The organism is Ureibacillus sp. FSL K6-2830 (assembly GCF_038004145.1).
GTDB lineage: Bacteria > Bacillota > Bacilli > Bacillales_A > Planococcaceae > Ureibacillus > Ureibacillus thermosphaericus.
Genome location: NZ_JBBOQR010000001.1, coordinates 2487797 through 2501246, shown reverse-complemented (window position 1 = coordinate 2501246; position 13450 = coordinate 2487797). Strand labels below are relative to the sequence as shown.

Here is a 13450-nt window from a genome sequence, read left to right as displayed (position 1 = left end):
TTCGTACACAAAAATCGGGCACACCTTATCATGCTTACTCCTACAAAAATTTAGCGCTGAGCGTAATTAGTTAATTGATACATCGCTTTAAAATGACTTAAAATTCTCTTCTGTTCGCTTAAAGTAGCGTTTGGCATATCGATCCATTTTTTTCTTTTTATAAGATTGCTATATCTCTCTTGCAGGGTAGCTTGCTGTAAAGCCATGTGTATATGAATATGCCTTATGTTGGGGGTTTCCATTCTTAAGGCAGACATATAATTGTCTTCCGACATTGATTTTGCAGTATTCTTGCCTTCTAAAGCAATGTCTTTGTCCTTTAATAAAAGTCTACTTTCATTACAATTAAATTCAACAGGCTGATATTTTTGTAGGTCTGCAACAGTTATACTTGCATTTATTTCTGGATCAATTAACATTAACATTACAATTACATGGTTCTGCATAATAATGAATTGATCATGAATAATTTTCTTTAATTCCGGCTCTTGAGCAATGCAATAGTAGTTATTAAGCTTTGTCAGTATTTCCTTATGGGCTGTTAAATGTTCAGCCATTAACCCAAGTTCAATTGACTTGATAATCAAAACCATACCTCCTTCTCCTCATACTCATTTAAGTAAGCGTAAAATAACGCCCACGAAAAAACACGTGGGCGTTATTTTACGCTTACCTTGCTAATAATAGATTAACAAGGCTATTTCTTAATCATTAATTTATGAAATAAACATACATTGTAAACATCATAGCTATCAAAATCCCAACTCCCAGAATTGAATATCCTATCCATTTAATGTCATCTACTTTTTGAAATTTTAGATATTCTTTATAATTAATCTCTCCCTTTGCAAACCTTAAGCCAAAGTCATCAGGATTAACAGTAAAATAATTTTTATTCTCATCTTCTAGAATTATTTTAGTAATAAGGTCATTACTATTAAATTGTGAAGTTTGAAATTGAGGTTCCCAACAATAACCCTCTGAAAATTCCACTCTCGCTACGTTGTACAAAGAATTTTTACGTATTTCCTCAAATACTTGATATGAATGATTTTCGATAAAGTCGTTATTTATACACATGTTCTCACCTCTTTTTTCTTGTTAGTATTTGTTCATTATTGCTGAATAACCATAAATAGAGGGTTAATATTCATATTAAAAATAATGAAAGAAAATTCGCCTAAAATGTTTATTAAGCGAATTTTTTTGATACTTTCAATTGCCATATTTATTCCACATACATATTTAGAAAATCTTCTTGCGAAATTATTGTGATTATTTACCAAATTAGTCAATTCTCAATAATTGAGCATTAATCGCACAGATTATAGTACTTAATGACATAACCGCAGCCCCAATTGCCGGTGTGATCACAATACCTGCACTAATAAGAACCCCTGCTGCTAGTGGGATGGCAATAATATTATATCCTGCAGCCCAAATTAAGTTCTGAATCATTTTTATCCGACTTGCCCTAGAAAGTTTTAAAGTGCTTAAAATATCTACTGGGTTACTATTAACTAGGACAACATCTGCAGTTTCAATTGCAACATCTGTTCCCGCTCCAATAGCAATACCTAAATCCGCTTCAGCTAAAGCTGGTGCATCATTTACACCGTCTCCAACCATCGCAACTTTTTTGCCACTCTCTTTTAATTCTCTCAGATTATTTGATTTTTCATGTGGTAATACTTCAGCAATCACCTTTGTCATTCCAAGCTTTTCACCTACATAATGCGCTACGCGACTATTATCACCAGTCATCATGACAGTTTCAATTCCAAGATTATTTAATTCTTTTATAACCTTATAAGATGATTCTCGAATAACATCTGCTAATGCAATCATTCCCTGAAGCGCATTATCCTTTAATACGAAAATAACTGTTTTCCCTTGTTGTGCAAGTTTTTCATAAGTTTCTATATCAAAGGAAATATTATTTTCTCTTAATACACCCGGACTAACAATGGCAATTTCAGAATCATTAATTTTCGCAACAAGTCCTTTACCCGTTAGGTTTTGATAATTGGATACTTTATATAGTTCTAAATCTCGTTTCTTACCTTCTTTTACAATACCTTTTGCAATCGGGTGTTCAGATTGCGTTTCGACTGAGTACGCTAGTTTTAATAGTTCCTCTTCACTGATACCTACAGTTGGATGTATATCTGTAACACCAAAATTACCTTCAGTTAATGTACCAGTTTTATCAAATACAATACAATTGATTCTAAAAGCACTTTCAAAAGAGGTACGATTACGGATTAACAAGCCGTTTTTTGCAGCAATAGATGTTGATCTAGATGTTACTAGTGGAGTAGCTAAACCTAATGCATGAGGACAAGCAATAATTAATACGGTCACCATTCGCTCTAAAGCAGTATCAAAGTCACCAGTTGACCACCAATATGCGAGTGTGATAATACCTGCAACAATCGCAACATAGAATAACCATTTTGCAGCAGTGTCAGCGAATCCTTGTGCTTTAGATTTCGTTTTTTCTGCGTCACTTACTAATTGGATAACTTGAGCAAGATATGTTTCACTACTTGTTTTACTAACGTTTATTTTTAGAATGCCTTCACCATTAATGGACCCACCAATAACTTCCATTCCCATAGTTTTTTCTACAGGAACTGATTCCCCAGTCAACATTGATTCATCAACTGTTGAATGACCTTCGAATATTTTTCCATCAAGCGGAATTTTTTCTCCAGGTTTAACAAGGATTTGATCACCTGGTTTTAAATCCTCTACAGAAACATCAATAATATTTCCTGATGAATCTATTTTGTGTGCTTCTTTAGGCATTAATTTTATTAGCTCTTCTAATGCTTTTGAAGCTCCCATTATAGATTTCATTTCAATCCAGTGACCTAGTAGCATAATAACAATCAAAGTAGCTAACTCAAAGTAAAAGTCACTACCTTCAATAAAGAATGCTGTTAAAGTGCTATATACGTAGGCAGTGACAATTGCTAGCGAAATCAGCAACATCATACCAGGTGCTTTGTCTTTTATTTCACTCCATGCACCGAGTAAAAAAGGCTTTCCTCCATAGAAAAAAACTATTGTAGAAAGTAAGAATAATAAAAATGTATCTCCTGGAAAGTTGACTTCATACCCAAATAACATTTGAACCATCATGGATAAGTATGAAATAGGTATTGTTAGAACTAATGAGATCCAAAAACGTTTCTTAAATTCTCCTATCGAGTGGCCATGATGTTTGTCATGTCCTCCTTCATGATCATGTCCACCATGGCTGTGATTTTGGTGTTCCGAATGTTTGCTGTGATCATGTACATCGTGGTTATGAAGTTCATGCCCTGGATGTTTACTATGATCATGTGCAATATGTCCCTTATGCCCACCATGGACATGCTCACTTTTATTGTGATGTTCATGTTCACTTGGATTTGAATGGTGATGTTTATGATTTTGTTTACCATCTCCATTATCGTTCCTCATTACTATCACGCTCCTTATAGCTGATTTAGGAAGATTAAGAAAAACTACCTACAACCTTCTTGTATTTATATTAATACTATATACCATGTATGGGTATATTCAAATCACTTATTTGGAAATTTATTGGCTATTTTTCGAACTTTATTTATGATTCAAGAATTTTAAATAACTGTAAACTTTTTTGTTGATTCCCTTAAATCTTCAGCAATATTTGATAACGATTCTGTTGATTTAGTTATTTCTTCAATTGCAACTAGTTGATCTTGGCTTGAGGAGGAAACATCAATAGAATATTGAGTATTTCTCCTTGCTAAAGTAGAAATTTGATCTATTGTAAGAGATATTTCTTCAACATTTAATGCCATTCTTTCCGCTGCTTGTAATATATTACCCATTTCTCGGTTCATTTCCTCCGTCGATTGAGAAATTATTTTAATTATTACTAGTTTTTTACATAAATAGTATATTACAAATATATGCAAAAACTATCAAATTGTAGAAATAGCCTTCTTTACAAAGTGCATCTTAAGCAGAATTTATTTCATATTGTTAGTCTTTTGATACGAATTATAAAAATAAATTGAATCAATTACTGAATTTTAAAATCTCTATGAATCCCCAGTAATTCTCTGTTAATAATAAAGTAATACAAAGGATAGGATACTGCTAAATTACGTACAGACAATAAACAGCAGTACACAACATTTACATTCAAAGAACCCATTCGCTCAGATTCTTTTATTCTTTACGATCAAACAGAAACAAAAGATATTATTTTGATGAAGCAATTCAAGTGAATCTACACAATTGAATCTTACATTAATTTTTAGCTAAATAGATTAAAAAGTCTTTAATGTGCTTTCTATTTAAAAGACTCAAAATGATGTTATTATAAAAGTTCGTTTTTTAAATAAAGCCTATTCAAGACTCTGCATCTTGAATAGGCAAAATTACAATTTAACCATCTAATGAACACCTCTCACTTGACTTTCAGTGCGTTTTAAACGGTTAAGAAGTTGTTGTTTATTAGGCTGGACTGTTGTTTTCGTAGTTTTCTGCATGATTTCCTCTTTTCTGCTATTTTTCTAGATTCCCTGTCCATTCAGCAATACCTCCCTCGAGGTTAAAAACGTTCTTATAACCATTTTCTAACAAAAGATTTCCGCTTTCCGTCCCCATACGACCTGTATGGCAAACAAAGATAACATCCTTATCTTTAGGTAACTCGGTATATCTTGACTGAATTTCATCAAAAGGAATGTTTATAGCACCGGGAACTCTACTTGTGGCAAATAGTTCGGGTTCCCTTAAATCAACAATAACCATATTTTCCTTACTATCAATCATTTTAGTAAGCGTTTTAGTATCCACTGTTTGTAATTCAAAAATAGTTTCAGAATCCTTATTTGATGACACATATAAGGATGTCGCTATCACAATAAAAGTAACTACTATCAATCCAAACAAAATCGTAAGCTTATTTTTTCTTTTCATCTACACTGCTCCTCGCTAGAATACCTTATATCCTAATCATTTTCTTTTAGTAAATCTTATCACTAGCGTCGCATTAAAATAATTTAACACCTTCAAATAAACCGAATTTTCTGAAATATAATCCAAACACAAAAAAATCCTTTATAATGGTTGGGTGGTAGTAAACCATCCAAATCCAATACAAAGGACGAAACTATGGATAAGTTTACACGAAAAACATCATTTGAACAATGGTTTTCACCGATTAATCGTCCATTATTTGACGACCTAGTGAAAACACATCAATTAAATCACTATACCAAGAAGCTTTATATGGCTTCATTTATGAAACTGCTTTTGTATGCCCAACTCCATGAAACCGAGAGTTTACGGGCGTTGAGTGACGCTGTCTTTTTAGAAGAATTACAACGAGCAACGGGATTGGAATCGATTAGTTTTTCACAGTTAGGGAGACGAATCAATACCATCCCAACTGAGTTCTTTCAAACGATTTTTCTCGATTTAGTGGCACAAATTCATCGGAAAACCAATTTCCAAACAAGAAGAAAAGTGACAACGCCTTTGAAAATCATTGATTCGAGTACATTACCGCTTAATTTGACCAATCATAAGTGGGCAGAGTTTCGAAAAACAAAATCAGGAGTAAAGCTTCACTTACGACTTGTTTTTATGGAAAAAGGACTCTCCTATCCAGATAAAGCCGTACTCACGAATGCCAACGAACATGATCGTGGTCAACTAGAAGTATTCGTGGATGACAAAGAATGCATGTACGTGTTTGATCGTGGTTACTTGGATTATGGGCGCTTTGATCAAATGACGGAAGATGGCTATTTCTTTGTGACCCGTTTGCGTAAAAACGCTGTTGTCCGAGTGTTAGAATCCTTTTCGTTACCAGAAGATTCACCCGTATTCTCTGATGAAATGGTTGTCATTGGAACACCACAAAATCGTTCTGAAAACGTGTTTCGCTTACTCAAATTGCATGATACAAAAGGAAATGAGCTTCATTTACTGACAAATCGGTTTGACATTGACGCAGATGAAATTGCAGAAATCTACCAATCACGTTGGGCAATCGAACTTTTTTTCAAATGGATGAAACAACATCTGAACATTAAAAAGTTTTTTGGTCACAGTGAACAAGCTGTACATAATCAAGTGTACGTAGCCATGATAGTGTACTGTCTGAATGTTTTAGCTCAGTTGAACACGAATAGCGAACGCAGTTACTTACAAATTAGTCGCTATTTGAAGGCTTCTTTGTGGAAATCCGCTCACATTTGGTTACGAAAAATCGAAGGAAACGGCGTCCCATAAAGGTTTGCCAGTCGTTGTTGCACAAGTCATAGGTTATAGTAAAAAAATGGATGTTTACTACCCTCGCTTAGGTGTTTTCGTTTTTTCTCTAAAGTCCAGAAAAAATAAAACTGAAAATTCAGACATCATTTATGCGACGGTAGTGAAAAAATATAATTTGTAAAAAACCATTTCCCCAAAATAAAGTGATCATTTCCTATCTAAAATGTAAATTAACTGTAGTCTGGAAATGTTTACTTTGATACAATTCTTCCCAGAACATAGACGGTCCGGGATAAAAGGTTTTATAACCATTTCTAGTCTTGCGGGTGTATTTTTTTGAACGAAGTAAATAGCATACCCGTTTTGCTCGTGAAATACATACAAAAAACACTCTTCGTTCCTCAGCTAACTTTTCAGGATCATTTTCATTTTTATAAAACGGAAAAGTTCCTTTTTCCATACCTAATAATATTACAACTTCGAATTCAAGTCCTTTTGAACTATGCCTAGTTGATAAAGTCACTTGGTTTATTGGTTTACCTAGGTTGGAAAACCTAGTGATGTCATAGTCTCGAAAACTTCCATCTTTAGCAACCTTTAGTAACGTATTCAAATTATCCACCTCATCAGGATATACATCAGAATTATGTAAAATTGAATAAAGGTCTAAATTTTGAAATAAAAATTCTAACCAATTATACAACGATTGAAAGTGTTTAGCACTTTCTTTTAATAATGAATATAATCTTTTTCTTTCTAAAATACTCCTATCCGGAGATATAACTTGATTGTGTTTTTGTAATAGATGAATCCAGTAGTCAAATAAACTGGAAAATGATACATTCGATTTCGATGTAACCCATGAAGCACACTGTTCAAGCCAGATAACAGTATCACTTCTTTTAAAGTCAAATTTAGAAATATAATAAGGTATATTAGCTTCATCTAAAATTTCGCTCATAGACTTGATTTGTTTTTCTCCTTGAACTAGAACACAAATTTCCTCTAAAGGAATACCTTTTTGCTGACAACTTGGGATAATACTGTATACAACTTCCTTATACTGGTCATTCAGCTCTTCTTCACAAGTTATAAAATAAAATTCTGCATCTTTATCAAACGTTTTACCTGAAACATAGTTGCGATTTTGCTGGTTTAACCCTATTATTGATGCATTAATAATATCCTGATGACTTCTATAATTTGTTTTTAATTCTATAGCCCTAATGTTAGGACTTGAGTATAATTCATTTAAATAATCTGGGATTGCACCGTTAAATCCGTATATAGATTGATCTGGATCACCTACTGCAAAAATTTTTATATTTGTTTTATGAAATAATGAAAGAACCATTTCATGTAATGGCTTACCTAAATCTTGATATTCATCAATTAAAATCCAAGGAAATTTAGCTTCTAAGCACTTTCTTACATATTCCTCTTTTTGTATGAGCAAAGTGGCATATTTTACAATATCGATAAAGTCAACCATTCCCATTGCATGAAGTCGTTTTTCATATTCTTTAGCAACTTTTAAGGCAATATCATAAGGTTCAACTGTAACAGAACTAATACCATCGATACTTAAAGTTCTTTCTTTGTCCATATCAAGAATTTTAATTTTTTCAGGATCATAATTAAGTTGTGTGACTATATCATTAAAAAGCTTATTTTTCTCTTTTTCTGATACAATTTTTAATGGCATTGGAATATCATAATCATATAGATGAGCAAAAGGGCTAATCACCTCCGCAATACAAAATGCATGAACTGTCCCTAAAAAAACATTACTTCTTTTTACATATCCTAATTCGTATAGTCTATTCGTAAACTCCTTAACTGCTTCCCTATTATAAGTTAAGCAAGCTAGTCCCCTTGGATATTTAATTTTCTCATTTAATAATTTCATAATCTTTAAAGTTAAAACGGTCGTTTTTCCGCTACCTGGTCCAGCTTTAACGACTGTACTACAATTCGAATTAAAGGCGGCAAGTTGATCTTTATCTTTTTTAATCTGTTCTAGCTTTTCTAGATAAGTACTATTCATATTATTTTACCTCATCTATCTTGCTATATATGTGATCAATTGCTTTTTCAATATATATTGGAATATGTTCTTTTATACACATCAATGATAATCTTTGGGCAAATCTACCTTTCCCTATTTCATTATCACTATTTTCAATTTTTCTTAAGCAAGCCCAGTAATCTCCGGAATCTAATTCCTTTTTGAAATTCACTTTTTGACGTTCTCCACCTGTTGTTAACTCATTAAATATACTACAAATAATATTTTTTCCTTCTTCTGAATCTGAACAAGCTTCCATAATATCCACTTCAATTGTGTAATTTCCGATAAAAAATCCATAGTTTGAAAAAAGCTCGTCTTGTTCAATAAAATTTTCAGGTATAATAGAACTATCTATTCTCTTTAATTCTATCAATAAATTTCCAATTCTCTCGTTCCCTAACAGCCCCACCGATGAATAAGAGTCATTATGTAGTGTGTGGAATTTTCTTTTTATTTCTCCGTTTTCTTCTACGTTAATATAATAATCTCCATCAGTAATGCATACATATGGAATGCCTAGAAAATCTAAAAACCTAACATACGGCTTAAAATTAGTAGAATTGATATTGCAACATATAATCCCTTTTAAATCTAACGGCTTTCCAAGTTTTTCTGCAAATGCGGGGATCAAGTATTCCTCTGCTATACCTTCCACTAGAATTACTCCTTTACCGAAATATATTTCCCCTCGCTTAACATCAATATAACGTTCAAGATCTTGTTTTTCTTTATCTGATAAATCCAAGTCTGCAGTTGTATTAATCACTGTTCCTTCTTGAGTTGTCCGTAAATGAACGATTGAATTCAATGGTGCTACAGATGTTATGTATGGTGAATGGGTTGTCATTAACACAGAAGTATTGTTTTTCATTACGTCCTTATAAATAATTCTTTGAAAAGTTGGATGTAAATGTGCTTCTGGTTCTTCAATTGCAAGTATTGTAAAACCCTCTTTAGAAGAGTAATAATTATCCATAAAAGAGTATAGCTTTGAAATTAATTCATTATCTAAATTATCCTTTAAAAAATAATTACCTTTAGAACTTTGCACATAGCATTCCTCTAGTATTTCACTATCGTTTTCCTCTAATAGTTCAATATATTTTTCTTTTTTTAGAAAAGTAGGAATGGTCTTATCCTCTAATGATATGAGAATTAATGAAATATATAGGATGTTATTGATTCCAAGACTTGTTTCACTTGTCGGTCTTTGTTTTTCTTCACCAATCATTAATTTTAATGTATTTAAAATTCTATTAGGATCTACATCTACCGTTTCTAATGCAATTTTTGAAAAAGATTGGGTACCTAAAGTATTTATAAATTTATTGTTAATTTTCCACTAGCGTCGCATTAAAATAATTTAACACCTTCAAATAAACCGAATTTTCTGAAATATAATCCAAACACAAAAAAAGCCTTTATAATGGTTGGGTGGTAGTAAACCATCCAAATCCAATACAAAGGACAAAACTATGGATAAGTTTACACGAAAAACATCATTTGAACAATGGTTTTCACCGATTAATCGTCCATTATTTGACGACCTAGTGAAAACACATCAATTAAATCACTATACCAAGAAGCTTTATATGGCTTCATTTATGAAACTGCTTTTGTATGCCCAACTCCATGAAACCGAGAGTTTACGGGCGTTGAGTGACGCTGTCTTTTTAGAAGAATTACAACGAGCAACGGGATTGGAATCGATTAGTTTTTCACAGTTAGGGAGACGAATCAATACCATCCCAACTGAGTTCTTTCAAACGATTTTTCTCGATTTAGTGGCACAAATTCATCGGAAAACCAATTTCCAAACAAGAAGAAAAGTGACAACGCCTTTGAAAATCATTGATTCGAGTACATTACCGCTTAATTTGACCAATCATCAGTGGGCAGAGTTTCGAAAAACAAAATCAGGAGTAAAGCTTCACTTACGACTTGTTTTTATGGAAAAAGGACTCTCCTATCCAGATAAAGCCGTACTCACGAATGCCAACGAACATGATCGTGGTCAACTAGAAGTATTCGTGGATGACAAAGAATGCATGTACGTGTTTGATCGTGGTTACTTGGATTATGGGCGCTTTGATCAAATGACGGAAGATGGCTATTTCTTTGTGACCCGTTTGCGTAAAAACGCTGTTGTCCGAGTGTTAGAATCCTTTTCGTTACCAGAAGATTCACCCGTATTCTCTGATGAAATGGTTGTCATTGGAACACCACAAAATCGTTCTGAAAACGTGTTTCGCTTACTCAAATTGCATGATACAAAAGGAAATGAGCTTCATTTACTGACAAATCGGTTTGACATTGACGCAGATGAAATTGCAGAAATCTACCAATCACGTTGGGCAATCGAACTTTTTTTCAAATGGATGAAACAACATCTGAACATTAAAAAGTTTTTTGGTCACAGTGAACAAGCTGTACATAATCAAGTGTACGTAGCCATGATAGTGTACTGTCTGAATGTTTTAGCTCAGCTGAACACGAATAGCGAACGCAGTTACTTACAAATTAGTCGCTATTTGAAGGCTTCTTTGTGGAAATCCGCTCACATTTGGTTACGAAAAATCGAAGGAAACGGCGTCCCATAAAGGTTTGCCAGTCGTTGTTGCACAAGTCATAGGTTATAGTAAAAAAATGGATGTTTACTACCCTCGCTTAGGTGTTTTCGTTTTTTCTCTAAAGTCCAGAAAAAATAAAACTGAAAATTCAGGCATTATTTATGCGACGGTAGTGTTAATTTTCTTTTCAAGGTCAATTATTTCATCAATTGATAATATCTCATTACTTTGTTCTTTTAATTTGGTACCAATATCTTCGAGTTCATTCTTATCAAATTCATATTCCTTTAACAAATTATTTATAGGTGATTTTCGCGAATTCCGCATTTCACTTTCAACATCGCGGATTGCATTGATAACTTTAATATTCAAAAATTTCCTGTGATTATGTGTAAACTGTACTTCTGGCCTATTTCCCTGAAAAATTGTGTAGGTATACTCATTTGTATCTTGGGAAGGAAAGAATTGATATGTTAAGCGTAAAGTAGGTGGATTATCTGATATTGTCGCATCGGACAGCATTGATAAAACGGTTTTATTGTGTTCATATCCCCGTATTTCAATCATAATTTCAATTATTTCACCATTTTTCATTGGGTCAACTAAACCATCATAAAAGTCTGATTCATTTAGATAACGATCTTCATCTGAAAGTTTAGGGTCTAGAATAAGTTGGATAGCCCTTAAAAAATTTGTTTTTCCTACATTATTTTCACCTATAATAACTTGCTTATGACTTAAAGTAACATCGGTATCCTTGAAGTTCCTAAAATTTTTAATTTTTACTCTGGAGATATATGGTGATTTGATTATGGACATAAAAATACCCCTCTTTTAAAATTTTCGTTAAATAAATTATAACGTTTTTGGTAGCATTTTGTATTTAAGAAGGACTATTAATTTTCAATATTTAGTAAAATAGATATATATGATAAAATAAAGGCTAAAGAATTAATTTCTACCATAAATAATCTTAAAATCGGGTAAATATTTATTAATTTATACTCTTGAAACTATCCTCAACTATAGAAACCTATTTTGTAAGAAAAGAGAGGTAACATTAGTATAATTAGCAAAGTGGGGATGAAATAAAGTGTCAGTATCAACTTTACAAAGTAGTATAAGTCGCTCAAAATCAAAGTTAATTGATTTAAGAAAAAAATTATCCAAAGAGCAAGAAACTGAAACTAAAACCAGAAAAGAAATTGTTAAAATACAAAAAGAGCTAGTTAGAACAAAATCACAAACACTTATTAAATCTAAATTGTCAAAGTTGGAAAGACTAAATAAAACTCTACAAATGTCAATCAAAGAACAATCTTCACTTAACAAAAAAATTACGGAAGAATCGAAAAAGTTACATAGGCTAGAGGAACAACTATTAAGCCTAGAGAAAAGAGAAATGAAAAAGCAAATCTCTAGTAGAATACAGGCTGAAAATAGAATCGAAGCGAATCAACAATCTTTGTTAGAAGAGTTATATAAATATAAGAAATCAATAGAAATTCATACAGAGAATTTATTTGAACAAGAAAATTTAGTAGCGCAATATGATGTTTTTATTTCACACGCTAGCGAAGATAAAGAGGAATTCGTTAGGCCGCTAGCTGAACGATTAATTGAGGAAGGTTTAAAGGTTTGGTACGATGAGAAAAAACTTACTTGGGGAAAACCAACTAGACGTTCAATAGATCAAGGTTTAGCAAATAGTAGGTTTGGAATTGTTGTTTTATCTGAAGCATTTTTTAATAAAGCATGGACTAATTATGAACTTAACGGATTAGTAGCAAGGCACCTCTCAGGTGAAGATTTAATATTACCAATTTGGCATAATGTTGATTATCATGACGTAATGAAATTTAGCCCATCATTAGTTGATATAACTGCATTAAAATCAAGTGAAATGACTATTGATGAGATTGCAGAGCAGCTAATAAACTTACTAAAAGATGAAATCGAGTAGGAGGGAGCGATTAACTCCCGTCCTCTCACACCACCGTACGTACGGTTCCGTATACGGCGGTTCAATTAAGATGATTGACGCAAGTCTTTATAACTTCCGTGAATAGCTGTTCTCTTTATGCCAGTGGTCACTCCACCCTCCAAGAGGTCTCCCACGGGATTCACCGCTTCCTTCCTCAAGTGAGGTACTACGTTTTCTGTGTTCATCATGACTCACTGAATGCCAAGGGCTATTCTCTCTTAATTGTTCGGTCCTTCTTAGTAGTTCTAAACCAACTAATACTATGACCTCTGCTGACTTCTGACGGTTCAGCTACTTATCACTAAGTAGGTTATGAAGCGTACTTCACATATCCGCCAGACCTCCCCGGGTAAGAATGTAATCTTTCCTTCCATCTATCTGCTTCATTTACTCTGTACCACCTTTGGCAGAAAGGACTTTGTTTTGTTTAGCAAACTCATCCAATGATACCTAGCCTTATATGAAGTTCGTGTTCCTCAGACCGGAAGTTTGCCGCTCGCTTCCTTCAGATTCCGCGTCACCACGGACACCCTTGCGTTAAGCTAACTGTTACTTCTG

11 protein-coding genes are annotated in these 13450 nt (G+C 33.1%); 3 read left to right on the top strand and 8 right to left on the bottom strand.

Going from position 1 to position 13450, the window contains the following annotated elements:
- Positions 1–50: 50 nt before the first annotated feature.
- The 5 genes from NSU17_RS12345 to NSU17_RS12325 form a co-directional block, all read right to left on the bottom strand.
- Positions 51–593: a spore coat protein gene (locus tag NSU17_RS12345; protein ID WP_340705145.1), complete on the bottom strand. Its 543-nt coding sequence runs from the start codon at positions 591–593 to the stop codon at positions 51–53.
- A gap of 118 nt (positions 594–711) precedes the next feature.
- Positions 712–1080, bottom strand: coding sequence for a hypothetical protein (locus tag NSU17_RS12340; RefSeq protein ID WP_340705144.1), 369 nt, complete (start codon positions 1078–1080; stop codon positions 712–714).
- A gap of 207 nt (positions 1081–1287) precedes the next feature.
- On the bottom strand, positions 1288–3471 hold the full coding sequence (locus NSU17_RS12335; protein ID WP_340705143.1) for a copper-translocating P-type ATPase: 2184 nt from the start codon (positions 3469–3471) through the stop codon (positions 1288–1290).
- A gap of 161 nt (positions 3472–3632) precedes the next feature.
- Entirely contained in the window at positions 3633–3866 is a 234-nt protein-coding gene (locus NSU17_RS12330; protein WP_340435064.1) for a hypothetical protein, read from the bottom strand.
- 682 nt (positions 3867–4548) lie between these two features.
- Complete coding sequence (locus NSU17_RS12325) at positions 4549–4965, bottom strand: rhodanese-like domain-containing protein (RefSeq protein WP_340705142.1); 417 nt, start codon at positions 4963–4965, stop codon at positions 4549–4551.
- A 195-nt stretch (positions 4966–5160) separates the two neighbouring features.
- On the opposite strand from NSU17_RS12325, the gene NSU17_RS12320 reads away from it, so the two are divergent.
- Positions 5161–6285 (top strand): IS4 family transposase, encoded by a 1125-nt coding sequence (locus tag NSU17_RS12320; RefSeq protein ID WP_339287653.1) that lies wholly within the window; start codon positions 5161–5163, stop codon positions 6283–6285.
- A 196-nt stretch (positions 6286–6481) separates the two neighbouring features.
- Here the strand turns inward: NSU17_RS12320 and NSU17_RS12315 are convergent, their stop codons facing one another.
- Both NSU17_RS12315 and NSU17_RS12310 read right to left on the bottom strand, forming a co-directional pair.
- Positions 6482–8314, bottom strand: coding sequence for an ATP-dependent helicase (locus NSU17_RS12315; protein WP_340705141.1), 1833 nt, complete (start codon positions 8312–8314; stop codon positions 6482–6484).
- Position 8315: 1 nt separating this feature from the next.
- A complete protein-coding gene (locus tag NSU17_RS12310) occupies positions 8316–9569 on the bottom strand; it encodes a TOPRIM nucleotidyl transferase/hydrolase domain-containing protein (protein ID WP_340705140.1) in 1254 nt (417 codons plus the stop codon).
- Between the two features lie 244 nt (positions 9570–9813).
- On the opposite strand from NSU17_RS12310, the gene NSU17_RS12305 reads away from it, so the two are divergent.
- The gene (locus NSU17_RS12305; protein WP_096550405.1) at positions 9814–10938 is read left to right on the top strand and encodes an IS4 family transposase; all 1125 of its coding nucleotides are present in this window, start codon (positions 9814–9816) and stop codon (positions 10936–10938) included.
- 129 nt (positions 10939–11067) lie between these two features.
- Here NSU17_RS12305 and NSU17_RS12300 read toward each other — a convergent pair whose 3' ends face one another.
- The gene (locus tag NSU17_RS12300; protein WP_340705139.1) at positions 11068–11727 is read right to left on the bottom strand and encodes an ATP-binding protein; all 660 of its coding nucleotides are present in this window, start codon (positions 11725–11727) and stop codon (positions 11068–11070) included.
- A gap of 274 nt (positions 11728–12001) precedes the next feature.
- On the opposite strand from NSU17_RS12300, the gene NSU17_RS12295 reads away from it, so the two are divergent.
- Positions 12002–12871 carry a TIR domain-containing protein gene (locus NSU17_RS12295; protein ID WP_340705138.1) on the top strand — a complete coding sequence of 290 codons (870 nt, stop codon included), beginning with the start codon at positions 12002–12004 and terminating at the stop codon, positions 12869–12871.
- Positions 12872–13450: the final 579 nt, after the last annotated feature.